The organism is Sphingomonas sp. GlSt437 (assembly GCF_048015635.2).
Taxonomy (GTDB): domain Bacteria; phylum Pseudomonadota; class Alphaproteobacteria; order Sphingomonadales; family Sphingomonadaceae; genus Sphingomonas.
This window is the reverse complement of sequence record NZ_JBPGYA010000003.1, coordinates 361,542-386,687: the sequence shown is the minus strand read 5'-3', so window position 1 is coordinate 386,687 and position 25,146 is coordinate 361,542. Positions and strand designations below refer to the sequence as shown.

General features: G+C 66.1%; 20 protein-coding genes and 1 tRNA gene. 11 read left to right on the top strand and 10 right to left on the bottom strand.

Going from position 1 to position 25,146, the window contains the following annotated elements; translation table 11 throughout:
* Window positions 1–24: 24 nt before the first annotated feature.
* Both ACLB0R_RS15860 and ACLB0R_RS15855 read right to left on the bottom strand, forming a co-directional pair.
* Window positions 25–513 (bottom strand): RNA pyrophosphohydrolase, encoded by a 489-nt coding sequence (locus tag ACLB0R_RS15860; protein ID WP_416644313.1) that lies wholly within the window; start codon window positions 511–513, stop codon window positions 25–27.
* Window positions 510–1,451, bottom strand: a complete 942-nt coding sequence (locus ACLB0R_RS15855; RefSeq protein ID WP_416644312.1) for an alpha/beta hydrolase — start codon at window positions 1,449–1,451, stop codon at window positions 510–512. The genes ACLB0R_RS15860 and ACLB0R_RS15855 overlap by 4 nt, the downstream gene beginning before the upstream one ends.
* A 58-nt stretch (window positions 1,452–1,509) precedes the next feature.
* Here ACLB0R_RS15855 and ACLB0R_RS15850 point away from each other — a divergent pair, with 58 nt between their 5' ends.
* The 5 genes from ACLB0R_RS15850 to ACLB0R_RS15830 all read left to right on the top strand — a co-directional run bounded on the left by ACLB0R_RS15850 (window position 1,510) and on the right by ACLB0R_RS15830 (window position 8,321).
* The gene (locus ACLB0R_RS15850) at window positions 1,510–2,430 is read left to right on the top strand and encodes a histone deacetylase family protein (RefSeq protein ID WP_416644311.1); all 921 of its coding nucleotides are present in this window, start codon (window positions 1,510–1,512) and stop codon (window positions 2,428–2,430) included.
* Window positions 2,431–2,497: 67 nt separating this feature from the next.
* Window positions 2,498–4,387, top strand: coding sequence for a 2-oxoacid:acceptor oxidoreductase subunit alpha (locus ACLB0R_RS15845; protein ID WP_416644310.1), 1,890 nt, complete (start codon window positions 2,498–2,500; stop codon window positions 4,385–4,387).
* A gap of 80 nt (window positions 4,388–4,467) precedes the next feature.
* Window positions 4,468–5,502 (top strand): 2-oxoacid:ferredoxin oxidoreductase subunit beta, encoded by a 1,035-nt coding sequence (locus ACLB0R_RS15840; RefSeq protein ID WP_416644309.1) that lies wholly within the window; start codon window positions 4,468–4,470, stop codon window positions 5,500–5,502.
* Between the two features lie 19 nt (window positions 5,503–5,521).
* Window positions 5,522–6,892, top strand: a complete 1,371-nt coding sequence (locus tag ACLB0R_RS15835) for a cryptochrome/photolyase family protein (RefSeq protein WP_416644308.1) — start codon at window positions 5,522–5,524, stop codon at window positions 6,890–6,892.
* 58 nt (window positions 6,893–6,950) lie between these two features.
* The gene (locus ACLB0R_RS15830; RefSeq protein WP_416644307.1) at window positions 6,951–8,321 is read left to right on the top strand and encodes a class I SAM-dependent methyltransferase; all 1,371 of its coding nucleotides are present in this window, start codon (window positions 6,951–6,953) and stop codon (window positions 8,319–8,321) included.
* Here ACLB0R_RS15830 and ACLB0R_RS15825 read toward each other — a convergent pair.
* Both ACLB0R_RS15825 and purF read right to left on the bottom strand, forming a co-directional pair.
* Entirely contained in the window at window positions 8,303–9,013 is a 711-nt protein-coding gene (locus ACLB0R_RS15825) for an SDR family NAD(P)-dependent oxidoreductase (RefSeq protein WP_416644306.1), read from the bottom strand. The genes ACLB0R_RS15830 and ACLB0R_RS15825 overlap by 19 nt on opposite strands.
* A complete protein-coding gene (gene purF, locus ACLB0R_RS15820) occupies window positions 9,013–10,470 on the bottom strand; it encodes an amidophosphoribosyltransferase (protein ID WP_416644305.1) in 1,458 nt (485 codons plus the stop codon). Before purF ends, ACLB0R_RS15825 begins: the two co-directional genes overlap by 1 nt.
* A gap of 492 nt (window positions 10,471–10,962) precedes the next feature.
* Here purF and ACLB0R_RS15815 point away from each other — a divergent pair, with 492 nt between their 5' ends.
* From ACLB0R_RS15815 to ACLB0R_RS15795, 5 genes are all read left to right on the top strand, one after another.
* Complete coding sequence (locus ACLB0R_RS15815; RefSeq protein ID WP_416644304.1) at window positions 10,963–11,754, top strand: toll/interleukin-1 receptor domain-containing protein; 792 nt, start codon at window positions 10,963–10,965, stop codon at window positions 11,752–11,754.
* Between the two features lie 132 nt (window positions 11,755–11,886).
* Window positions 11,887–12,258, top strand: coding sequence for a phosphoribosyl-AMP cyclohydrolase (hisI, locus tag ACLB0R_RS15810; protein WP_416644303.1), 372 nt, complete (start codon window positions 11,887–11,889; stop codon window positions 12,256–12,258).
* Window positions 12,255–12,773 (top strand): hypothetical protein, encoded by a 519-nt coding sequence (locus tag ACLB0R_RS15805; RefSeq protein ID WP_416644302.1) that lies wholly within the window; start codon window positions 12,255–12,257, stop codon window positions 12,771–12,773. Before hisI ends, ACLB0R_RS15805 begins: the two co-directional genes overlap by 4 nt.
* 209 nt (window positions 12,774–12,982) lie before the next feature.
* Window positions 12,983–13,411: a MerR family transcriptional regulator gene (locus tag ACLB0R_RS15800; RefSeq protein WP_416644301.1), complete on the top strand. Its 429-nt coding sequence runs from the start codon at window positions 12,983–12,985 to the stop codon at window positions 13,409–13,411.
* Between the two features lie 41 nt (window positions 13,412–13,452).
* The gene (locus ACLB0R_RS15795) at window positions 13,453–15,264 is read left to right on the top strand and encodes an acyl-CoA dehydrogenase C-terminal domain-containing protein (protein WP_416644300.1); all 1,812 of its coding nucleotides are present in this window, start codon (window positions 13,453–13,455) and stop codon (window positions 15,262–15,264) included.
* Window positions 15,265–15,523: 259 nt separating this feature from the next.
* On the opposite strand, the gene ACLB0R_RS15790 is transcribed toward ACLB0R_RS15795, so the two are convergent.
* The 4 genes from ACLB0R_RS15790 to moaA form a co-directional block, all read right to left on the bottom strand.
* On the bottom strand, window positions 15,524–16,813 hold the full coding sequence (locus ACLB0R_RS15790; RefSeq protein ID WP_416644299.1) for a cell wall hydrolase: 1,290 nt from the start codon (window positions 16,811–16,813) through the stop codon (window positions 15,524–15,526).
* 38 nt (window positions 16,814–16,851) lie between these two features.
* Window positions 16,852–16,926 (bottom strand) — tRNA-Asn (locus tag ACLB0R_RS15785).
* 204 nt (window positions 16,927–17,130) lie between these two features.
* Window positions 17,131–17,910, bottom strand: coding sequence for an NAD kinase (locus ACLB0R_RS15780; RefSeq protein WP_416644298.1), 780 nt, complete (start codon window positions 17,908–17,910; stop codon window positions 17,131–17,133).
* Window positions 17,907–18,905 carry a GTP 3',8-cyclase MoaA gene (moaA, locus tag ACLB0R_RS15775; protein WP_416644297.1) on the bottom strand — a complete coding sequence of 333 codons (999 nt, stop codon included), beginning with the start codon at window positions 18,903–18,905 and terminating at the stop codon, window positions 17,907–17,909. Before moaA ends, ACLB0R_RS15780 begins: the two co-directional genes overlap by 4 nt.
* A 96-nt stretch (window positions 18,906–19,001) precedes the next feature.
* On the opposite strand from moaA, the gene ACLB0R_RS15770 reads away from it, so the two are divergent.
* Complete coding sequence (locus tag ACLB0R_RS15770; RefSeq protein WP_416644296.1) at window positions 19,002–21,014, top strand: putative bifunctional diguanylate cyclase/phosphodiesterase; 2,013 nt, start codon at window positions 19,002–19,004, stop codon at window positions 21,012–21,014.
* A 4-nt stretch (window positions 21,015–21,018) separates the two neighbouring features.
* Here the strand turns inward: ACLB0R_RS15770 and ACLB0R_RS15765 are convergent, their stop codons facing one another.
* Together ACLB0R_RS15765 and mfd are read right to left on the bottom strand one after the other, a co-directional pair.
* Window positions 21,019–21,522, bottom strand: coding sequence for a GAF domain-containing protein (locus ACLB0R_RS15765; RefSeq protein WP_434953871.1), 504 nt, complete (start codon window positions 21,520–21,522; stop codon window positions 21,019–21,021).
* A gap of 98 nt (window positions 21,523–21,620) precedes the next feature.
* On the bottom strand, window positions 21,621–25,094 hold the full coding sequence (mfd, locus tag ACLB0R_RS15760; protein ID WP_416644294.1) for a transcription-repair coupling factor: 3,474 nt from the start codon (window positions 25,092–25,094) through the stop codon (window positions 21,621–21,623).
* Between the last annotated feature and the right edge of the window lie 52 nt (window positions 25,095–25,146).

Sequence of the window (25,146 nt, the reverse complement as noted above, 5' to 3'; positions counted from 1 at the left end):
GCTTGGCGTGCAAACCGAAAGGCGTCAGGCCGGGCTCAGATGATCGGCAAAAGCGGCCATTACCTCTGCGTACAGGTCGCGCTTGAAGGCCACCGCGAGCGCTAGGACCTCGTGCCGGTCAGCCCAGCGCCAGGCCGAGAATTCCTGATGATGGGTGGCGAGGTCGATGTCGGCGTCACTGCCGGTGAAGCGGAACAAGAACCACCGCATCCGTTGGCCGCGATAGCGCCCGTGCCAGGCGCGGCCGATCAGTTCTGGCGGCAGATCATAGAAATAGTCGCCCGGCGCTTCGGCGATCAGCTCGGCATGGTCGCTGGTTATCCCGGTTTCCTCGGTCAGCTCGCGCCAGGCGGCGGTGGTAGCATCTTCGCCATCGTCGATGCCGCCCTGCGGGAGCTGCCATGCCTCCACCTTCTGATCGATCCGCCGCCCGACAAAGATGCGCCCCTCGCCGTTGATGATCATCAGCCCCGCGCAGGGGCGATAGGGCAGGGTGGCGGGATCGACGCTCATGCCGCGGCAATCACCTGTTTCAACGCCGCGAACGCCTTGGCGACATCGGCTTGGCTCGATCCGATTGCCTGGCGCAGATTGGCGAAGCCGTGGATATTGCCCTTGGCTTCCTGAAACACCGTCGGAATGCCCGCCTTGATGAGCGCGGCGGCATAAGCCCGGCCCTGATCGCGGATCGGATCGAGGCTTGCGGTGACGACCACGGCGGGCGGAAGCCCGGCAATATCGCCCGCCATCGGCGAGCCGCGCGGGTGGGACAGATCGGCTTGATAAGCGGCTGAGAACCAGTCCATCGTTTCGCGGGTCAGGAAGAAGCCCTCGGCAAATTCGCTGTAAGACGGGTGTTCGGTCGCCATGTCGGCCGCGGGATAAAACGGCATCTGCGCGATCACCGGAACAGCGGCGGGGGCATCGCGCAGCGCCATCGCGGTGACGATGGCGAGCGTGCCGCCGGCGCTGTCGCCCGACAAGACCAGCCCGGTGATGGTCCGCCCGAGAGCAGCCGGGCTGCCAGCCACCCAGCGCGCGGCTGCTTCGCAATCGTCGGGGGCTGCCGGCCAGGGATTTTCGGGCGCAAGGCGATAGTCGACCGAGATCACCGGCAGGTCCATCACCCGCGCCATTTCCGCGCAGAAGCTGGCATGCGTTTCGATATTGCCGAGGACGAAGCCACCGCCGTGAAAGAAGACGACCGCCGGCCCCGCCTCGCGCTGCTCGCGCGGATCGAACAACCGAACCGGAATGTCACCCGCCGGACCCGGGACAATCGCATCGATGATCGCGCCCAAGGTACCGACCGGCGGATCGACGATGTCCTTCATCGCGACATACATCGCCCGCGATTCGGCGGGCGCCATTTGCTGACGCTGGGCCGCGGGCGACGCCGCCAGAAAAGCCAGGAACGCCTGGGCATCGGGTCGAACATGGGGGGCGGTCATCTTGATCCTTTCCTTGAGCACCTTGGCGCGGGGCGGGTGTTGCGCTTAGCTAAAGGCGATGATCGCCGTCGTCCATCACCCTGATTATGTCGCACCCGCCCCGCCGGGCAGTCCCTATCAATGGGCCAAGAACGGCCTGGTCCGCGATGTGCTGCGCGACAGCGGTGCGTCGATCGAATGGGTTGAGCCCGAGCTGATGCCGCGCGCGTGGATCGAGGCGGTGCACGACGCCGATTACGTCGCCGAGGTGCTCGAAGCGCGCGTGCCGCGCGCCAAGGAGCGGCGCATCGGCTTTGCGGTGACGCCCGAGGTTGCGCGCCGGGCGCAGCGGGTGCCGGGTGGGACGTATCTTGCGGCGCGGATCGCGCTCGAGTGGGGCTATGCCGCGAACAGCGCCGGCGGCAGCCATCATGCGCTGGCGGATACTGGGGCGGGCTATTGCGTGTTCAACGATCTCGCCATTGCAGCGGTGCGGTTGGTCGAGGAAGGGACGGTCGCCCGCGTGCTGATCGCCGATTGCGATGTCCATCAGGGCGACGGCACCGCCGCGCTCACCGCCGGGCGCGCCGATATCGCCACCTATTCGATCCATGCCGAGCGCAACTTCCCGGTCCGCAAGGCGCGCTCGACGCTCGACGTGCCCTTGCCAGATGGGGTGGATGACGATGGCTATATGGCCGCGCTCGTCGAAACGCTGCCGCCGCTCGTCGATCGGTTTCGGCCTGACATTATCCTCTATCAGGCGGGCGTCGATCCCTTCGAGGGCGACAAGCTCGGACGCCTGGCGCTGAGTGAAGCGGGCCTTATCCGCCGCGACCAATGGGTCATGCGGCTCGCGATGGAGCGTGGCGTCCCGCTCGCCAGCACGCTTGGTGGCGGCTACGGTCGCGACACGCTGGCCGTCGCGCGCCGCCATGCCACCTCTATCCTGACCCTGGGCGAGACATCCCAAACCGCCGCCGTCGCACAGCCGACGTAATTTATGCTTGGGTGACGCGCGCGACGGGCGTAGAGGCCCCCACCAAATCACGTCGCGCAGGAACGCTATGGCAACCGCCACCAAAACCCTTCCCCCTTCACCCGTTGATGCAACCACCCATGGCGAGTCGGTCGTCGTTCGTTTCGCCGGCGACTCGGGCGATGGCATGCAGCTGACCGGCGGCCAGTTCACGCTGTCGACCGCGCTGGCGGGCAACGACCTCGCGACGTTTCCCGATTTCCCCGCCGAAATCCGCGCGCCGCAGGGCACGTTGTTCGGTGTCTCGGCATTCCAGATCAATTTCGGCTCGACCCAGATCGAAACCGCCGGTGACGCGCCCGATGTGCTCGTCGCGATGAACCCGGCGGCGCTGAAAGTGAATGTCGACCAGCTCAAGCCTGGCGGCCTGATCATCGCCGACGAGGGCGAGTTCACCGAGCGCAACCTCGCCAAGGCCAAATATGACAGCAATCCGCTGAAAGACGGCAGCCTCGCGAAATGGCAGCTGCTCGCGTTCGACATCAGCGCGCTGACGCTCGAATCGGTCAAGGCGTTCGGGCTCGGCAACAAGGAAGCGCTGCGCTGCAAGAATATGTGGACGCTGGGGTTGGCGCTGTGGATGTTCGATCGCAGCCGCGCCCCGCTGATCGAGTGGCTCAAGGCCAAATTTGCACAGAACCAAGTGCTCGCAGACGCCAATATCGCCGCGCTGAACGCCGGCCATGCCTATGGCGAGACGGCGGAGATTGGCGGCAGCGGGTTGGGATCGCATCGCTTGCGCCAGCTGCATGTCGACGCGGTTGAGGCGGAACCCGGCCTGTATCGCACCGTGACAGGCGCGGAGGCGATTTCGCTGGGGCTGGTGGCGGGCGCGAACCTCGCCGAACTGCCGATGTTCTTCGGCGGCTATCCGATCACGCCGGCGAGCGCGATCTTGCACACGCTGTCGCGGTTCAAGGAATTCGGCGTCACGACCTTCCAGGCCGAGGACGAGATTGCCGCAATCGCCTCGGCGCTCGGCGCCTCCTATGCCGGGTCGCTCGGCGTCACCTGCTCGTCGGGCCCAGGCATCGCGCTCAAGACCGAGGCGATGGGGTTGGCGATCATGACTGAGCTGCCGCTGGTCATCGTCAATGCCCAACGCGGTGGTCCCTCGACCGGCCTGCCGACCAAGACCGAACAGTCCGATCTCTATCAAGCCGTCTATGGCCGCAATGGCGACGCGCCGTTGCCCGTCATCGCCTCGCGCTCGGCGGCGGATTGCTTCGACGTCGCGATCGAGGCGGTGCGCATTGCCACCCAATATATGACCCCGGTGATGCTGCTGACCGACGGCTATATGCAGAACGCCGCCGAGCCCTGGCGCGTGCCTGATATGAGCGGTTATGAGCCCTTCCCGGTGACGTTCCTCGAAGAACCGCCGGCCGATGGCTTCAAGCCCTATGCTCGTGACGCCAAGCTCGCGCGGCCCTGGGTCAAGCCCGGCACGCCCGGCCTGCTCCACCGCATCGGCGGCATCGAAAAGGCGCAGGGCACCGGCAATATCGACTACAGCGCCGCCAACCATCAGGCGATGACCGACACCCGCCAGAACAAGGTGCTCGGCATCAAGGTGCCCGACCAGGAAGTGACGCTGGGCGAGGCGGGCGGCAAGCTCGCGGTCGTCGGCTGGGGATCGACTTATGGCCCCATCCACCAGGCAGTTCGCCGGGCGCGCCGCAAGGGGCTCAGCGTCAGCCACATCCATGTCCGCCATATCTGGCCGCTGCCGGCCAATCTGGGCGAGCTGCTCAAGAGCTATGGCAAGGTACTGGTGCCCGAGATGAACACCGGCCAGTTCAAGACGCTGCTCCGCGATCAGTATCTGGTTGACGCCAAGCCACTCAACAAGGTGAGCGGCCAGCCCTTCCGTATCTTCGAGATCGAGGATGCGATTGAGGGCATGTTGGCAACATAAGCCGTCACCCCAGCGAAGGCTGGGGTCTCTCGCGGCAAGAGATGCCAGCTTTCGCCGGCATGACGTTGAAAGGTTTGAACATGAACGACATGACCCCCGTCCGCCCGACCACGCCCAAGGATTGGGAAACCGACCAGGAAGTGCGTTGGTGTCCCGGCTGCGGCGACTATGCGATCCTGAAGGCGGTGCAGCGCACCATGCCCGAGATCGGCGCGGTGCCGGAAAACACCGTGTTCGTCAGTGGCATCGGCTGCTCGTCGCGCTTCCCTTATTATATGGAGACCTATGGCTTCCACACCATCCACGGCCGCGCGCCGGCGGTGGCGACGGGGGTGAAGCTCGCCAATCCCGAGCTCGACGTGTGGATCATCACCGGCGACGGTGACGCGCTGTCGATCGGCGGCAACCACACGATGCACTTGCTGCGCCGCAACCTCAATTGCCAGATCCTGTTGTTCAACAACGAGATTTATGGGCTGACCAAGGGGCAATATTCGCCGACCAGCCGCGAGGGGACGCGGTCACCCTCGACACCTTACGGTTCGGTCGATCACCCGGTGAAGCCATGTGCCTTCGCGCTTGGCGCGGGCGCGCGGTTCGTCGCGCGCGGGATCGATATCCACAAGAATCTGGGCGGGGTGCTGAAGGCTGCCTACCACCACCAGGGCGCGGCGTTCGTCGAAATCTACCAGAATTGCATCGTCTATAATGACGAGGTGTTCGAGGAGTTCACCGCTAAGACCAACGCCGCGACGCAGCAGCTCTGGCTGGAGAATGGCAAGCCGATGCTGTTCGCCGGGGGCTCGAAGGGCATCGCGATCGACCATAAGACGCTGACGCCGATCGTCGTCGATGTGGTCGATGGTGACTGGGAAGCGGCGGGCGTCATCGTCCATGACGTCACCAACCGCACCGTCGCGCACATGCTGGTCGAGCTGCCGTTCGGCGAGTTTCCGATGGCGCTCGGCGTGCTCTATGACGATCCCAAGCCGACCTTCGAGGCGGCGGTGGTCAGCCAGAATGAGAGCGCTGCGCAGGGCAAGATCGCTGATCTCCAGAAACTCGTGGCCAAGGGCCAGACCTGGACCGTTGGCGATATGGCAGGCGAGGGCTGAGCCGCGCTAATCGACGCGGATGACGGCACCCACGCTCCTCTGGCTGCGGCGCGACTTGCGTTTGGCCGATCAGGCCGCATTGGCGGCGGCGATTGCCGAAGGGCCGGTGGTACCGGTCTATATTCTCGATGACGAGACGCCCAAGCATTATGCGATGGGTGGGGCGTCGCGGTGGTGGCTGCATCACAGTCTGAAGTCGCTTGTGCAAGGTCTTGAGGAGAAGGGCTCTCGCCTCATCCTGCGGCGCGGCAAATGCGACGAGGTGCTCGCTGCGCTGGCCGAGGAGACCGGCGCTACCCGTGTCCACGCGCTTCGCCATTACGAGCCTTGGTGGCGCAATGCCGAGCGCGCGGTGGCCAAGCGGCTCGATCTCGTCCTTCACAACGGCAATTATCTCGCGCCGCCGGGCAGCGTCACCACTGGCGCCGGCGCGCCTTACAAAATCTACACACCCTTCTGGCGCGCGCTGAGCGAGGCCATGCCGCCACCCGATCCCCGCGCCGCGCCGCGCACAATTCCGGCACCCGAAAGCTGGCCGGCGAGCGACCGGCTCGAGGATTGGGACCTGCTGCCGACCAAGCCCAACTGGGCCACGGGCTTCGAGGAATGGCAGCCCGGTGAAGCGGGCGGGCATCGGCGCCTGAAAGCGTTCGACACGCGCGCCGCCGCTTATGCCGAGCAGCGGAACTTGCCCTCGGTAGAGGGCACCTCGCGGCTTTCACCCCATTTGCATTTCGGCGAAATCTCGCCTGCCCAGGCCTGGCATGCCGCGGCTGATGCCGGTGGATCGGTGGCGACCTTCCTCGGCGAGCTTGGTTGGCGCGATTATGCCGCCAACGTCATCCTGCAATTCCCCGATTACGGCCGCCGCAACGCACGCCCCTCGTTCGATGCCCTGCAATGGCGCGACGGCGCCGCTGCCGATCGCGACTTGCGCGCCTGGCAACAGGGCCGCACCGGCTATCCCATCGTCGACGCCGGCATGCGCCAGCTTTGGGCAACGGGCTGGATGCACAACCGGGTGCGGATGATCACCGCTTCCTTCCTCATCAAGCATCTGCTCATCGACTGGCGGCGCGGCGAGCAATGGTTCTGGGACACGCTGGTCGATGCCGATTACGCCTCCAACGCGGTGAATTGGCAGTGGACGGCGGGGACGGGCGTCGATTCCAACATGTTCGTCCGCATCATGGCGCCGCTCACTCAATCCGAGAAATTCGACGCCGCCGGCTATATCCGCCGATGGGTGCCCGAGTTGGCCAAGGTACCCGATGCCTGGATCCACGATCCCGAGGCGAGCGGGGCGCGGCCGCGGGATTATCCCGCCAAGCTGATCGGCCATCGCGAGGCACGCGACCGCGCGCTCGCCGCGGTGCGCGCCATCAGTTAGCCGGCGTTACAAAACCCACTTTTCAGCGCCAAAAGTTCGGGGCATGTAGCGCGCCGAGATGAATGCCATCCTGCCCGAGCCGGAATCGCCCGCCCAGCGATCGCGCGCTTCTGGGCGGACATTTGGCAGTCTGTTGCTCGCGCTCACGGCGCCATTCTGCCACCGTATCCTCGACCGCATCGACCGTGGCCTCGCCGAGGGCGAGCTGCGCGTCACCTTGCCGGGTGGCGAGGAGCGGTTGCTTGGCGGGCGCGCACCGGGGCCGCGCGTCGTTGTCGATCTGGCCAGCTGGCGCGCATTGCTGCGACTGGCGAGCGGTGGCTCGGTCGGCTGGTACGTCGCCTGGTCGAAGGGCGAATGGTCGAGCCCCGATCCGGTCGCCTTGTTCGAGATCTTCTCGCGCAATCGCCGCACCTTGGGGCGAACGGGCCGGTCGAGCGGCATCGGTCGCGGCGTGCGCCGGCTCTGGCATCTGGCGAACCGCAACAACCGAGCCGGGGCGCGGCGGAACATCCATCGCCATTATGATCTGGGCAATGACTTCTACTCGGTGTGGCTCGATCCGACGCTCGCGTATTCGAGCGCGCTGTTCGAGGTGCCGGCCGGGGCCGGCGAATCGCTCGAGGTGGCTCAGCATCGCAAGCTCGAGGCGATCCTGGCGCGCACCGCGACCGAACCCGGCGAGCGCATCCTGGAAATCGGCTGCGGTTGGGGATCGTTCGCGCGCGTTGCCTCGGCGGCTGGGCGGCGCGTGCACGCAATCACCATTTCGCAGGAGCAGTTCGACGCGCTGAGCAAGGCGTCGCTGCCCGGTGTCGAGGCGTCGCTCACCGATTATCGTGATGTGACCGGGGTTTACGATGCCGTTGCGAGCATCGAGATGGTCGAGGCGGTCGGGCAGGAATATTGGCCGTCCTACCTCCAGATGATCGCGCGCTCGCTCAAGCCCGGCGGCCGCGCCGCGATCCAATATATCGCGATCGATGATGCGATTTTCGAGGCTTATGCCGAGAATGTCGATTTCATTCAGGCCTATGTGTTCCCGGGCGGCATGCTGTTGTCGGAAAGCCGTTTCCGCGCGCTTGCCGAGGCCAACGGGCTGGAATGGCAGGATAAAACGGCATTTTCGCTCGATTATGCCGAAACACTGCGTCGCTGGCGCGCCAGCTTCGATGCCGCCATCGCCGACGGCCATTTACCGCGTCGATTTGATCGCGGTTTCCAAGCGTTATGGCGTTATTATCTCATGTATTGTGAAGGCGGCTTCCGGGGCGGCGGCATCGAAGTCGCGCAGGTGACGCTGGTGAAGCAGCGATATGCGGCGGATGCATCGCGGCGATGCGAAAGAGCCTGTCGCGCCCTACCAAAGATCGGGGATGTAGGACAGGCGCCGGCGAGTGCCGCAACCCCTCATCCAATCGTCTCGTAATGTCCCGTCTCGAAATCGCGGAGGATCAGCCCGGCGATGTGGTCGCCAACGATTTCTGGATCCTTCACTGAGGCGGGGTCCTCGCCCGGGTAAGCGCGGGCCCGCATCACCGTGCGGGTCGCGCCGGGATCGACCAACGCGACGCGGATGGGGCTGATGCCGGCAACTTCATCGCCGTAACAGCGCAGCATCACTTCGAACGCCGCTTTGGAGGCAGCATATTCGCCCCAATAAGCGCGCGCGGTCTGCGCGACTTTGCTGGTCAGGCCGATCACCCGGGCATTGCCGGACTTGCGCAGCATCGGGTCGAACGCGCCGAGCAGCGCCACCTGCGCATTGACGTTGAGTGCCAGCACCTTGGCGAGCTGCTTCTGCTCGATCGCGGCGACCTGGCCGAGCGTGCCCAGGATCGCGGCGTTGAGCACCAATATGTCGAGCGCTTGCCACCGCCCCGCAATCGCATCGGCGAGCCGGGCAATGCCGTCGCCCTCGACCAGATCGAGCGGCGCGATCGTCGCCGAGCCGCCGGCGGCGTGGATCGCCTCCTCGACTTCTTCCAGTCCGCCGGTGGTGCGCGCGGTGAGCACGACATGCGCGCCCTTCGCCCCAAGCGCCTTGGCCGTCGCCGCGCCGATGCCCCGGCTCGCACCCGTCACCAGCGCGAGCTGGCCCGTCAATGGCTTATCGCTCATCAGGCGACGCGCTCTTCGAGCAGGGCAAACTGGTCGACCGGGGTCAATTCGTCCTGGTCGGTCAGCGTGGTGGGGTAGTCGCCGGTGAAGCAGGCGTCACAATAGCGCGGCGCTCCATCATCGCGCCGCGCCTCGCCGAGCGCTTTGTAGAGGCCGTCGATCGAGACGAAATTCAGGCTGTCGGCATGGATGAAATCGGTCATCCCGCCGACATCGAGCTTGGCGGCAAGCAGCTTGGCACGCTCGGGCGTGTCGACGCCGTAAAAGCAGCTGTGCCGGGTCGGCGGGCTGGCAATGCGCATATGGATTTCGGCGGCGCCGGCCTCACGCATCATCTGGACGATCTTGAGCGAGGTGGTGCCGCGCACGATCGAATCGTCGATCAGGATGATGCGCTTACCCTCGATTAACGCGCGGTTGGCATTGTGCTTCAGCTTCACGCCCAAATGGCGGATCTGGTCGCCGGGCTGAATGAAAGTCCGGCCGACATAATGTGAGCGGATGATGCCGAGCTCGAACGGGATGCCCGATTGCTGGGCATAGCCAATCGCCGCCGGCACGCCCGAATCGGGGACGGGGATGACGAGATCGGCATCGACCGGCGATTCGATCGCCAGTTGCGCGCCGATCGCCTTGCGCACCGAATAGACCGACTGCTCGTCAACGATCGAATCGGGCCGCGAGAAATAGACCCATTCGAAAATGCATGGCCGCGGGCGCTGGGCAGCGAAGGGGTGGATCGAGCGGATTTCCGAGCCCTGCGCAATGATCAGCTCCCCCGGCTCGACTGCCCGCACAAACTCCGCCCCGACCACATCGAGCGCGACGGTTTCCGACGCGAAGATCACCGTATCGTCCAATCGCCCCATCACCAGCGGGCGAATGCCGAGCGGATCGCGGCAGACGATCATCCCTTCCGGCGTCATCACGATCAGCGAATAGGCGCCCTCCACTTGCTTGAGCGCATCGATGAACTTGTCGAGCAATGTCCGGTAATTGGAGGTGGCGACCAGGTGGATGATCGTCTCGGTATCGCTGGTCGACTGGAAGATCGAGCCGCGCCGCACCATCTCGCGCCGCAGCTTGGCGGCGTTCGAGATGTTGCCGTTATGCGCGATCGCAAAGCCGCCCGATTGCAGCTCGGCATAAAGCGGCTGGACGTTGCGCAGCGCGGTTTCACCGGTCGTTGAATAGCGGACATGGCCGCAGGCGACATTGCCGGGCAGCGCGCGGATGATCTCGTCGCGATCGAAATTGCCGGCGACATGGCCCATCGCGCGGTGGGTGTGGAAATGCGCGCCGTCAAAACTGGTGATGCCGGCGGCTTCCTGCCCGCGATGCTGCAGCGCGTGGAGGCCAAGCGCCACCAGCGCCGCCGCGCCATCGCCGGCGGACACGCCGAAAATGCCGCATTCCTCCCGCAGCTTATCGTCATCAAATGGGTGAGTCGTGAGCATCGCCGCCGGTCTCGATCGAGGAGTCGAGCGCCATATAGGGGGGCAATGTGTCTTTGTCGCGTATTTGTCACATCAACGCGAGGGGTCGATGGTGGGCGAATGTTCCCTAATGTTCCCAGTGACCATGGGGGACTGACCGCGGGCCACCAGCCGCCCCGATGCCGCCCAAGCCGCGCGCTTTTGAGACGCCGATCGGGCTCCGCCCACCCCCGAGTCCCGCACCCGCCGGCGCGAGCGAAGTTGACGAAGTTGACACTACGTCCCCCCTTTGTTGCCCACTCCCGGTGCTGAACGAGGTGCGGACGGCTGGCGGAACGAGGCAGGACGAGCGCCATTGGGGGAGGGTGGCATCGGTTGGGGCGGTAGGACAGAGGGGGCACCAGAGCTGCGCGCACATCGCGCCTTCCGATGCGAACTGTGTCATCAGCCGGCGCTCAGACAGTGAAACGGACGCTATCGAACCCTATTTAGCGAAGCATCAGCGGAGGCTTCATGACGCACAAAATTTTCCTTAGTCACAATCACAACGACAAGCCCTTGGTCGAGGCCGTTGCCATTCGACTGGCCGGCATCTTCGGCAAGGAGCAGGTCTTCTACGACTCTTGGTCAATCCGACCCGGCGACGGCATCATCGACCAGATGAACAAGGGGCTTGAGGCTCCCGAGTTCGTCTTCTTCTTCGTGTCGAAGGCCAGTCTTGAGAGCGATATGGTCAAGCTGGAGTGGCAGAATGCGCTCTACGCGGCCTCCAAGGGCAAGACGCGGATCATCCCGGTGCGGGTTGACGGCAGCGCGATGCCGCCGATCCTAATGCAGACGCTTTACATCGACATGCACACCGTTGGCCTCGAGGCTGCAATCGCGCAAATAGTAAGCATCACTCAGGGCGATGCATCCTTTACGCCCCAGCACCTCGGGTTCTCAAACCTAAGCTTTAGCGCCTCGGCGGGGCCTGACGGCGCAATCGACATCGTCCTGCGCGCGTCCCATCTGATGGAACCAAATGTGAAGTTTGTTGCTCTCGTCAACAACCCCGAGGTTGAAGTTGGGTGGGAAACACCGGGCGTTTCTATGAACATCAGCGGATACAACGCTGGCGTTCGGCTCGACAATGGCATTGTCACGAACGGTATTTTTCTCCAACCCTCCGGGGCAGCGCTGACGCCAGCGCACCCGGTGCGTCTGCGACTTACGCAAAAAAGCGCTGCGCCAATCGATTTTCTCGGACTGCTGCACGAGCGGGGAGAGAACAACTGGGTCTCGGTGCCGCTGGCCTCGCGCTGATTTTTCTTTTTTGGCATCTGCGCGGCACCGCCCATAAATGCGGGATGCTATGGTTCGAGACTGTTTGAGACGCAAAGCTGGCGCCCCCCCAAACCTTGCCGCCCCCCATACCCCCACGCTACACCGCCGCGCATGACCTCCCGCGACACCTCGCTCGTCCTCGATCCCGCCTACGACGCCGCCGGCCTCATTACCGCGGTCGTCACCGATCGCGCGTCGGGGGAGGTGTTGATGGTCGCGCATATGAACGCCGAGGCGCTTGCCGCGACGCGGGCGAGCGGGGAGGCGACGTTCTGGTCGCGCAGCCGGGGGCGGCTGTGGAAGAAGGGCGAGACCTCGGGCAACATCCTGCGCGTCGCCGAAATCCGCATCGATTGCGATCAGGATGCGGTGTGGATCATCGCCGATCCGGCGGGTCCGGCGTGCCACACCGGCGCGCGCAGCTGCTTTTTCCGGCGCATCGACGGGGACGGGGAGCGCGACGCGCTGGCGCGGGTGCCATGAGGCGGATCGGCGCTGTTATGGCGGGCGTCGCGTTGGCGCTGCTCACGGCGTGCGGGGACAAGCAGCCATCGGCGCCGACCGCCAAGGCCTCCAGCGCGCCCGATCTCGAAAGCGCGGCGATTGCCGCCGGCGTGATCCCCGATCCCGCCAATACCGACCTGACCGGGCTCTATGCGCGCGACACCGATCGGGTGTGCGTGATCCCCGGCCGGCTCGATTTCCGCATCGGCGCGTATGTCGATTACGGGCCGGGGCATAGCTGCTCGGGCAGCGGCACCGCGACGCGGGCGGGCGATCTGGTGCATGTGCGGATGGACGGCGCCGAGGGGTGCGAGTTCGATGCGCGCTATGAAGGCGACCGCATCGTCTTTCCGCCCAATGTGCCCGCCGGCTGCGCGCATCTGTGCACCGGGCGGGCGTCGCTCGCCGCGCTCGACGTGGCGCTGCTCAGCAATTCGCTGTCGGAAGCCTCGGCGATGCGCAACGGCAAGGGGAAGTTGCTCTGCGGGGGGTAGGGTGACCGCAAATTCTAACCGTCATGCCGGACCTGTTCCGGCATCCACCTCACTTCCTGGGCTCAGGTGGCTGGTTATCCCGGTCGATGGACATCCCAGGCTGACGACATTGCCAGTGGCGCGGTGGATGCCGGAACGGGTCCGGCATGACGATAAAGGGTGAGAGTGAGCGCTTGACGTTCACGTAAACGTTACGTAAGAAAGGCGGTATGACGCCCGTCGCCGCCTATGCGCCGATCGATCCGCAGCCGGACGGGCAGGTCTATTCGATTTCCGACCTCTCGGCTGAATTCGGCGTCACCGCGCGCGCGCTTCGCTTCTACGAGGACGAGGGCCTGATCGCGCCCGAACGGCGCGGCACCGCGCGCATCTATACCGAGCGCGACCGCGCCCGCCTCGCCTGGATTTTGCGGGGCAAGCGGGTCGGGTTCAGCCTGGCCGAAATTCGCGAGATGATCGACCTGTACGACATCGGTGACGGCCGCCGCGTTCAGCGCGAGGTGACCATCGCCAAATGCCGCGAACGCGTCGCGCTGCTCGCCGCGCAGAAGAAAGACATTGACGCGGCGATCGACGAATTGTCGCACTTCATTGCCATGCTGGAGCCCGTGCTCGAGCAAGACCGCCACGCGCGCTGACGCGATAAGCGTTGATCAGCGCCGCTCATTGAGAGGAACTCATGCCTAATTACACGCCGCCCGTCCGCGATACGCGCTTCATCCTCGAGCATGTCGTCGGTCTCGCCAATTACGCCAATCTGCCGGGGTTCGAGAACTCGACGCCCGATGTGGTCGATGCGGTGCTCGATGAGGGCGGCAAGTTCGTGGCGGAAGTGCTGTTCCCGCTCAACCTGTCGGGCGATCAGCAGGGCTGCACGCGGCACGACGATGGCTCGGTGACGACGCCCGAGGGCTTCAAGGACGCCTATCGCCAGTTTGTCGAGCAGGGCTGGTCGACGCTGAGCGCGCCGGCGGAATTTGGTGGGCAGGCGATGCCGCATGTCGTGTCGACCGCGTTCGAGGAATATATGATCTCGGCCAACATGGCCTTCGCCATGTATCCGGGGCTCACGCACGGCGCGACGGCGGCGCTGCTCGTCAAGGGCTCGCCCGAGCAGCAGGCGATGTACGTGCCTAAGATGGTGTCGGGCGAATGGGGCGGCACGATGAACCTGACCGAGCCGCAATGCGGTACCGATCTGGGCCTCATCAAGACCAAGGCCGAGCCGCAGGCGGATGGCTCTTACGCGATCACCGGCACCAAGATCTTCATCTCGTCGGGCGAGCATGACTTGACCGAGAACATCATTCATCTCGTGCTGGCCAAGACGCCGGGCGCGCCCGATTCGACCAAGGGTATTTCGCTGTTCGTCGTGCCCAAGTTCCTGGTGAACGCGGATGGCTCGCTGGGCGCGCGCAATGCGGTGACTTGCGGCTCGATCGAGCACAAGATGGGCATTCACGGCAATTCGACCTGCGTGATGAATTATGACGGCGCCAAGGGCTGGCTGGTCGGCGAGGAAATGAAGGGCCTCGCCGCGATGTTCATCATGATGAACGCGGCGCGGCTCGGCGTGGGCTTGCAGGGGCTGGCGGTGGCGGAAACGGCCTACCAGAACGCCGTCCAATACGCGCATGATCGCCGCCAGGGCCGCGCGCTGACGGGTGCCAAGGAGCCGAACGAAAAGGCCGACACGCTGTTCGTCCACCCCGATGTCCGCCGCATGCTGATGGAAGGCAAGGCGCTGACCGAGGGGTTGCGCGCTCTGTGCTTGTGGGGCGCGCTCCAGGTCGATCTCGAGCACAAGGCGCCGACCGAGGCGGAGCGCGAGCTCGCCGCCGATTTGATCGGGCTGCTGACCCCGGTGATCAAGGGCTATGGCACCGACAAGGGCTATGAGATCGCGACCAACGCGCAGCAGGTTTATGGCGGCCATGGCTACATCGCCGAATGGGGGATGGAGCAATATGTCCGCGATGCGCGGATCGCGATGATCTACGAAGGCACCAACGGCGTGCAGGCGATGGACCTCGTTGGCCGCAAGCTCGCCCAGAATGGCGGCCGCGCGGTGCAGACGCTGTTCAAGATCGTCGGCGAAGAGATTGCGGCGGCGAAGCAAGTGGAAAGCCTCGCCGATTTCGCCGGGCGGCTGGAGCGGGCGAACAACGATCTGCAGGCGGCGACGCTCTGGTTCGTCCAGAACGGCATCAAGAGCCCCGACAATGTCGGCGCCGGCGCGCACAGCTATATGCACCTGATGGGCATCGTCGCGGTTGGCCTGATGTGGCTGCGCATGGCGACGGCGGCGACGCACTTGCTGAACGAAGGCGGCGAGGGGCTCGATCGTGGCTTCCTCGAAGCCAAGCTGCTGACCGCGCGCTATTATGCCGAGCGGATTTTGCCCGACGCGGGCGCGCTGCGTCGCAAGATAGAGGGTGGCGCCGATGCGGTGATGGCGCTGGCGCCGGAGATGTTCGATCGGGCGGCGTGAAGCGTCGGGGCTAGGCAATTCCTCTCCCCTCGCGGGAGAGGATAGTGAAGCTTAGCGCGCTAGCGCTTAGCGAAACTTGGAGAGGGGCACTCCGACCGTCGATAGCCGGGATTCACCCCTCTCCCAACTCCGACTAGGCAGCAAGCTGCCAAGTCTTCGTATCCAGTTCGGGGTAAACAGCGCCCCGCGCTGTTTAGGCCATGCCGGGGGCATGGCCGACCCCGAACTCCCTCAAGGGGAGAGGGTTTAGGTGGCGCATTCACCGACCGCTCGAATTCCCCACATCGCTCGCCAAAGGCGCATCGGCCGCCTTCGGCTCGGCGATCGGCACGGCGGGCTCGGCGGCCGGCATCACCGGCTGAAACGTCTGCGCTTTCATGCACTGCGCTTTGGGAATGCCGGCGAAGACGCGGCAATTCCACAGCATCTTGTCGAAGAAATGATCGTGATCGCGCAGATAGCTGAACGCCATCGTTGCGATCTGGCCTGAGCCGAGCGGCAGGCGTTTCGGCGTCTCGCGCGTCGAGGTCCACGCCATGAACTTGCAATAGGACCGCTCGCCGCAGCTGTGCACCGCGAGCCGCGCCAGATCGGCGGCGGGGATGCCGGCATCGATGGTGACGAGGAAGCTGCTCGCGTCCCCTGCGACCGGCGGCGGCAGCTTGGCGATGGCGCCGTTGACGAGTGCCAAGCGCTGCTCGGGCGTCAGCAGATCGCCGGCGAGTACCCCGGCGCGATGCGCGGGCGAATAAAGCGCCAGCGTCGCGATGGCCGGCTCGGCCCCGCCGGCGTGCGTGACGAACGCGGCGGGCGTGCCCCACCAGCCGGTCCAGCGAAAGAACAGATGCGCGCCCACCGCGGCGACCTTGTCGAGGCTCGCGCTCCAATAAGGCACCACCCAATCGGTGTGGTAATGCGTCGCATAGCCGACCTGCGCGAACACGGCGCCGCCCAGCGCTGCTTCGGCGATCAGCCGCGCGCGCGTCCAGGCGGGCGCCGACCAGGCGTGGCGTTGCAGCGCGCCGTCGCAAGTGAAGGTGAACTGGCAACCGGTGCTGCGGTCCGACCCCTGGAAGACGACGCCGCAAACGGTTTTGGGGAAAGCGGGATGCCGCAGCCGATTGAGCACGACTTGCGCCACCGCGCGCTCGCCGGTCGCGTCGTTACCGGCTTCGTAGAGTTCGGCGGCGGCAAGGCAGTCGACCGCGCGGGCATGGTCGACCGGATCGGTCTGCAACCGGAAGGGGCGCGCGGCAGGTACGACGCGATCGGTGAACGGCACCGCCGCATTGATCGCGCGCGCGTCATCGGGGCTGAGATTCTCGACGGCTACCGGCTCGACCGGAGGCAATTGCGTCGGCGGCACCACTTTCGGCGGCCGCCCGTGGTGATGCAAGTGCGGCACGGGTCGCGGCATGAACCGCACGATCGCGGCAGGCACGATCAGCGCCGCCACCGCAATCAGCAGCGTCAGCGCGCGGATCACCGGACCGGGCGCCGGGGCACGTTGGCGATCGGGTCGCTCAGGGGCAATCGGCGCATGCATCATCGGGCATTATCGCTCTGGGCGTTGTGATCGGCCAGCGCTGGCTCCCCGAGTTGGATTCGAACCAACGGCCGCTCGATTAACAGTCGAGTGCTCTACCGCTGAGCTATCGGGGAACGGCGGCAAGGGGCGGCGCACCGCCCGTCGAGGCGCGGCCTATAGCAGCGGCTTTTCCGGGAAGGCAAGGGGCATTGGCGTTTCGTTGCCCCCGGCGAAGCAGCCCGATCGTCACCCCAGCGCAAGCTGGGGTCGTTTGGCATCGGGAGAATTGGCGAGCGGCCCCAGCTTTCGCTGGGGCGACGATGGAGAACCGGGACGCCCTAAGCCAAAAACTGCTCCATCGTGATGCGATCGTCGAGCGCGTGTTCGGGGTCGAACAGCAAGGTCAGTTCCCGCGTGCGGTCGCTGGCGATATCGATGCGGGCGACGTCGCGCACCTCGCGCTGATCGGCGACTGCGCTGACCGGGCGTTTGGCGGCTTCGAGCACGCGGAACGAGATGCGCGCTTTGTCGGGCAAAATCGCGCCGCGCCAGCGCCGGGGGCGGAAGGGGCTGATCGGCGTCAACGCCATAAGCGCTGAATCGAGTGGGAGGATGGGGCCCTGCGCCGAAAAATTATAGGCGGTCGATCCCGCCGGCGTCGCGACCAGCGCGCCGTCGCACACCAATTCTGGCAGCACGACGCGCTCGTTCACCGTCACTTCCAGCTTGGCGGTCTGGCGGGTTTCGCGCAGCAGCGAGACTTCGTTGATCGCGGGCAGCGTGTGGATTTCGCCCTCGATCGTCTCGGCGGTCATCCGCAAGGGGCGGACCTGGAACGCCTTGCTCATGGCGAGGCGCTGATCGAGGCCGAAGTCGCGAAATTCGTTCATCAGAAAGCCGACGGTGCCGAGGTTCATCCCGAACACCGGCACCGGCGGCCGCCGGCTTTCCAGCATCATGTGCAATGTCTGCAGCATGAAGCCGTCGCCGCCGAGCGCGATGACGACATCGGCTTGGTCGAGCGGCGCCCATTCATGCGTTTCGCGCAACGCCGTCGCCGCTTCATGCGCCGCGTCGGTGGGCGACGCGAGCAGCGCGCGGCGCTCGAACGACCTCATCCGCCGGTAACGCTCATATGGCGGCTAACCGCAGGGCCGGCGCCGCGCGCGACCGAGAAATCGTGGCGGGCGGGCTTGAGCCGCATCGCTTCGTCGAGCAGCGCATCGACGGCGGCGAGCCCTTCGTTGCGCAGCGCCGTCTTCAGGTCGACCTGGTCGTCATGGCCGAGGCACATATAGAGCTTGCCCTCGGTGGTGAGGCGCACGCGATTGCAGCCGTCGCAGAAATTGGCGGTGAGCGGCGAGATCAGGCCGAGCCGGGTTTCGCTGCCCTCGACCTGCCAATAACGCGCCGGGCCGCCGGTGCGGTGATCGTCGCGGACGAGGGGGAACCGCGCGGCGAGATCGTCAAAGACCCTGGTCAGCGGCAGGAAGCGATCGGCGCGATCCTCGTCGATCTGGCCGAGCGGCATGGTTTCGATCAGCGACAGATCGAGGCCCTCGTCGGCGCACCAGGCGAGCATGTCGCCGATCTCGCCATCGTTGAGGCCGTTGAGCGCGACCATGTTGATCTTGACGCGCAGCCCCGCTGCCTTGGCCGCCGCGATGCCCTCAAGCACCTGCGCGATATCGCCATGCCGCGTGATGTGGCGGAACGTTGCCGGATCGCGGCTGTCGAGGCTGACATTGATACGGCGGATGCCGGCATCGGCCAGCGCCTCGGCATGCTGCGCAAGGCGCGTGCCGTTGGTCGTCATGGTGAGTTCGTCGAGGCCGTGGCCGACATGGCGGCCGAGCCGACGCACCAGCTCGATTACGTCGCGTCGGACCAGTGGTTCGCCGCCGCTCAGCCGCACTTTGGTCACGCCGCGCGCGATAAAGCGCTCGGTGATCAGCGCCAGTTCCTCCAGGCTCAGGATCTGCGCGCGGGGAAGGAAGGTCATTTCCTCCGCCATGCAATAGCGGCAGCGCAAGTCGCACCGGTCGGTCACCGAGACGCGCAGATAGCGGATCGTGCGGCCATGAGTGTCGATCAGGGGAGCAGCGCAGCTCATCGTGCGCCTGAGCTAGGCGCTTCGCCGGGGCCAGACAAGAGCGCGCTTGGTCGCGCAGGCGTTGCCGCTGGCCGAGAGACGCCCTAGACCGGGCCGATGGTGCCTGAAGACCTGAAGCCCCCGGTTGCCGCAGAGATGCCGGTCGGCGGGGGCGAGCCCTTGTTTTTGCTTTCCTTCCGCCAGCGTGACGAGCTTGCGGCGCTTGCGGCGGGCGCCGGCTGGCAAGTGGTTGCGGCGCGCCGCGCGGAGGCCTCGGCACAGCGTTTTGCGGCCAGCGGCGCGCGCGTGGCGGTGGTCGATGCGCGGGGTGCGCTTGGCGATGGTCTCGCGGCGACAGCGGTTCTGGGCGAGGGTGCGGCGGCGCGGGGCGCAGCGTTGCTCGTGCTCGTCTCCCGGCCTGATACGCCGCGCATCGGCGCTTTCTTCGATGCCGGCGCGACGCATTTCCTCGCCAGTCCGCATACCGAGGCCGAGCTGATCGAGGCATTGCGCTTCGCCGCGCGCCATGCCGAGCGCACCGTGCCCGATCGTCGCCGCGTGCTGCCGGCGATGGCGCTGGGCTGGCGGCTGGTCGGCAAGCAGCTGCGGCTGACGCCCGCGCTCGCGACCTTGCTCGAGGTCGACGACGATCCGCCGCCGCGCGCGGCCCTGGCGCGGCTGTCGCGCGATCAGCGCCGCGCGGTGCTGGGCGCGATCGGCAAGGCGCGGCATCAGGGGTCGACGGCGATCGCGCTCGATACCGAGGCGTTGGGCCGGCTCGCGTTGCACGTGCAATATGATGCGGCGGCGGACCGGATCGACGGGCTGATCGAGCGGCTGATCGACGTGCCGACCGCGCGCACGCTCGTTGCGGACGCAATGACGTTGCGCCGCGACTCCACGAGCGCGCGCGACTGGCTAAGCGAGCGATTGGCAGCGGGCGAGGGCGAACTCCACGCGATCATCGTCAGTCTCAGCCGGTTCGACATCGTCAACACCACTTATGGCCGCGCGATGGGCGACGCGCTGCTCCGCGCCGCATTGCAGCGGATCAACGAGGCTGCGGCGGCGATCCTGGATCCCGATTTCGTCGCCGTGCGGACGACGGGGGCCGACTTCGTCGTGGCGACGGCGGCACCGGCGGCGAAGGCCGAGCTGGCCGGCAGCCGCATCGCCGAGGCGCTGGCACGGCCGTTCATCGCCGGCGGGCAGATGGTGGTGATGGGCTGCCGCATCGGCCTCGCCACCGCGCGCGCCGGCGATGATGCCGATGCGCTCCTCGCTCGCGCCGGCGAGGCCTTGGCCGAAGCGCGCGCGTCCGACAGCGCGACGATGGTGGTGCGCCGCGGCGGCGCACCCGATGCCGCCTCGCTCGATACGCTCGCGGTCGATCTGCGCCACGCCATCGCGCAGGACGAGATCAATCTGCTGTTCCAACCCCAAGTCGCGATTGCGACGGGCGCGATTGTCGGCGTCGAGGCGCTGGTACGGTGGGAGCATTCGGCTTTTGGCGCCCTGGGTGCCGAGACGCTGTTCGCCGCCGCCGAGCGCGCCGAGCTCGCCATTGCGCTCTCCGACCATATCCAGCGCGGGGCGCTGGCCGCGGCAGCGCGCTGGCCGGCGCCCTTGCGCGAGTTGCGCCTGGCGATCAACCTGACCGCCGCCGATGTCGCGCGGCCGGGCTTTGCCGACATCTTCCTCGATCGGGTCGATGCGAGCGGCTTCCCACGCGGGCGATTGACCGTCGAAATCACCGAAAGCGGCCTGATCGGCGATCTCGGCGCGGCGGCGCGTCTGCTCGGCGTGCTGCGCGCTGCGGGGCTGCGCGTTGCGATCGACGATTTCGGCACCGGCTATTCGAGCCTCGCTTATCTGAAAGCCCTGCCGCTCGATTATCTGAAGATCGACAAGAAGCTCGCGCAGGATATCGCCGGCTCCCCGCGCGACCGCGTGGTGGTGCGCGGCGTGATCGACATGGCCCGCGCGCTCGGCCTGACCGTGATTGCGGAAGGGGTCGAGACCGAAACGCAGCTCGACCTGCTCGCCAAGGAAGGCTGCCAATATTATCAGGGTTTTCTGTGCAGCCCGGCGGTGGATGCGGACGAGCTCGTGCGGCTGATTGCCCGGTAAAGCGCTAACTCACCGCCCGCCGTTTCCCCCGCGCCGCCTGCTCCTTTGCCTCTTCCAGAATGAACAGCGTCTGGAACACCCCGCCCATCGCCTTGGCGAGCGCGCCGAGCAGCGTGGCGGTTTCATCTTCGATCGGGCCTGACTTGCGCCAATAGGCAGCGATGGCGCCGACCGGCTCATCGAGCCCAAAGGGATAAACCGCCATCCGCCGGACATAGGTAGAGAGGTAAAGGTTCAGCGGGACATCGTCCGACCGTTCGATATCGGGCACCAGGATCGGCTGGTTGCGCAATATTGTCGTGCCGGCCACGCACTCGTTCAGCGGAAAATCGCGCCCGGCCCAAAGCGGGGCGACGCTGTCTTCGGCGACATAGGCGCTGCGATCGCCGATGCGGCGGACGATCGCGATGCCATCCGCCCCGGTGATCGCGCGGCCGACGCTGCGGACGACCTCAACCGCCTCATCGATGGACACTGCCTGCATCAGCTGCGGCAGCGATCGCGCCAAGGCTCCCCATCGATCGTTGAGCGCAGGTTGCATCTTTCGAGCCCCTCCAACCCTGTGCAAAGCAGGATACAACGTTCCGAATCATCAAGCAAATTCAATCAGCCGGCGGCCTTGGCGAGCCCTTTTGCGAGTTGCAGCGCGCCATTGAGACGCTCCTTGGGATCGCCCCAGGCGCGCGCGATGACGAGCTTGCTGTCGGGGCGCAGCTTGGCGATCGCCCCCAGCCGCGCGACATAAGCGAGCAGGCCCTCGACATTGGGTGGCTGGTCGTCGTGGAAGCTGACCAGCGCGCCTTTCGGCCCGACATCGAGCTTGGCGATGCAGGCTTTCCGGGCGTGGAGCTTCACTTCGATCAGGCGGATCAAATTCTCGGTCGCATCGGGCAGCGCGCCGAAGCGATCGATCAGCTCGGCGGCGAACGCTTCGAGGCCCTGGGGCTCGTCGATCTCGTTCAAGCGGCGATAGAGGCCCATGCGCAGATCGAGATCGGGGACATAATCGTCGGGGATCAGGATCGGCGCATCGACGGTGATCTGCGGCGAGAAATCACGCGGCCGCTGGGCAAGGCCACCGGCGCGCGCTTCGAGGATCGCTTCCTCGAGCATCGACTGATAAAGTTCATAGCCGACTTCGCGGATATGTCCCGATTGCTCGTCGCCGAGCAGATTGCCCGCGCCGCGAATGTCGAGGTCGTGGCTGGCGAGCTGGAAGCCGGCGCCGAGCGATTCGAGATCTGACAGCACTTTCAGCCGCTTCTCGGCGGTTTCGGTGATGATCCGGTCCTTGGGGGTCGTCATATAGGCATAAGCGCGCGTCTTCGCCCGCCCGACGCGGCCGCGCAGCTGATAGAGCTGGGCCAAGCCGAAGCGATCGGCGCGGTGGATGATCATCGTGTTGGCGCTGGGGATATCGAGCCCGCTTTCGACGATGGTGGTCGACACCAGCACCTCGAACTTGCGGTCGTAAAACGCCGACATCCGCTCCTCGACCTCGCTTGGCGCCATCTGGCCGTGCGCGACGACATAGCGGACCTCGGGCACTTCCTTGGTCAGATACTCCTCGATATCGGGCAGGTCGGCGACGCGCGGGGTGACGAGGAAGCTCTGGCCGCCGCGATAATGCTCGCGCAGCAACGCCTCGCGGATGACGACCGGGTCCCACGGCATCACATAAGTGCGCACCGCGAGCCGGTCGACCGGCGGGGTCTGGATGACCGACAGCTCGCGCAGCCCCGACATCGCCATTTGCAGCGTGCGCGGAATGGGCGTGGCGGTCAGCGTCAGGACGTGGACATCGGTCTTGAGCGCCTTCAGCCGCTCCTTGTGGGTGACGCCGAAGCGCTGTTCCTCATCGACGATGACGAGGCCGAGGCGCTTGAACTCGACCGATTTGGCGAGCACGGCATGGGTGCCGATCACGATGTCGATCGTGCCGTCGGCCAGGCCATCGCGTGTTGCCTTGGCTTCGGCAGCGGAAACGAGGCGGGAGAGGCGGCCGATGCGGATCGGGAAGCCCTCGAACCGCGCGCTGAAATTCTGCGCATGTTGGCGCGCGAGCAACGTGGTCGGGCAGACGACCGCGACTTGCAGCCCGGCCATCGCCGCGACGAAGGCGGCGCGCAACGCGACCTCGGTCTTGCCGAAGCCAACATCGCCGACGATGAGGCGGTCCATCGGCTTGCCGGCGGCAAGGTCTTCCAGCACATCGGCGATGGCGCGGTCCTGATCGTCGGTTTCCTCGAACGGGAAGCGATCGACAAAGGCGGGGTAACCACTCGCATCGGGCTCGGCGATTTCGCCGGGGCGCAAAGCGCGCTCGGCGGCGATCGCGATCAGCTCGCCGGCGATTTCGCGGATCCGCTCCTTCATCCGGCTCTTGCGCCGCTGCCACGCCTCGCCGCCGAGCCGGTCGAGCGCCGCGCCCTCATCACTGCCGTAGCGCGAGAGGACGTCGAGATTTTCGACCGGCACGTAGAGCTTGTCGCCGCCGGCATATTCGAGCGCGACGCAATCGTGCGGGGCGTTGCCGACGGGAATCGAGGTCAGGCCGATATAGCGACCGATGCCGTGCTCGACATGGACGACGAGATCGCCGGGAGTGAGGGTGGCGAGCTCGGCGAGGAACGCGTCGGCCGATTTGCGCCGCTTGGTGCGGCGGACGAGCCGGTCGCCGAGCATGTCCTGCTCGGTGAGCAACGCGACATCGGGGGTGGTGAAGCCGTGATCGAGGGGGAGGACGATGAGGGCGCAGGTCCCGCGCGTCCCGGCTGCGGTCGGGTCGACCGCGCCCAGCGCGTCCTGCCAGCCATCGGCCATCACCGCGCCGGACAGGCCGTGCTCCTTGAGCAATCCCGCCAGCCGCTCGCGCGAGCCGAGCGAATAGCTCGCCAGCACCGGCTTTCGGCCTTGCGCGCGCAGGCTGGCGAGATGGCGGACGACGGCCTCGTAGATATTCTCGGCCCCGGCGCGTTCGGGCGCGAAATCGCGAGCGCCGTCGACGCCGAAATCGAGTACGGTCGCACTGTCAGGCTCGTGGAACGGGGTTGCGAGGTGCGCGCGAGAGGATACCAGCCGCTCGGCCCATTCCTCGCTGCTCAGATAAAGCATGTTGGGCATCAGCGGGCGGTAACTGCCCGGGTCGCTGGTCGCGGCGCGGATGCGGTTGCTGTAATAATCCTCGACCGCTTCCAGCCGCTGCTCGACCGCGGCGGCGACGCCGGTATCACGCACGATCAGCGCGTCGTCGCCGAGATGATCGAACAGCGTTTCCAGCCGATCCTCGAACAACGGCAGCCAATGCTCCATGCCGGCCAGCCGCCGCCCCTCGGACACCGCCTGATAGAGCGGATCGCCCGTCGCGGTGGCGCCGAAGCGCTCGCGATAGCGGGTGCGGAAGCGCTTGACGCTGTCCTCATCGAGCAAAGCTTCGGAAGCCGGGAGCAGCGTGAAGCCGTCAACGCGGCCGGTGGTGCGCTGATCGCTGGGGTCAAAGGTGCGGACCGATTCGATCTCGTCGCCGAAGAAATCGAGGCGCAGGCCCTGCTCTTCGCCCGAGGGGAACAGATCGACGATCCCCCCGCGTACGGCGAATTCTCCGGCATCGGCGACCGTCTCGACGCGGAGATAGCCATTGGCCTGGAGCAACGCCGCCAGCCGATCGCGGCCGATGCGCTCGCCGGGGGCAAGTTTGGCGATCAATTGCCGAATGCGGAACGGCGTCAGCGTACGCTGGGTGGCGGCATTGGCGGTGGTGAGGACGAGCTGACCGCCTTTCGCCGGCGCCTGCAAGCGGTGCAGCGCTGCGACGCGTTCGGCCATCACCCGCAGCGTGGGGGAAGCGCGGTCATAGGGCAGGCAGTCCCAGGCGGGATAGGTGATGACCTCGATCTCGGGCGCGAAATAGGCCGCGGTCTGCGCAATGCCGCGCATCTCCGCCTCGTCCGCCGCGATGAACACCGCGCGGGTCGGTGCCGCACGGGCGAGGTCGGCAAGCAGCCAGGGGAGAAAGCCCGATGGCACGCCGGCCAGCGTCAGCGAGGTCTTGGCGGAGAGGATTTTGGAGAGGTCTGTCATTATTTTCAGGCCGTCACCCCGGACTTGTTCCGGGGTCTACCGCGCTTCACTC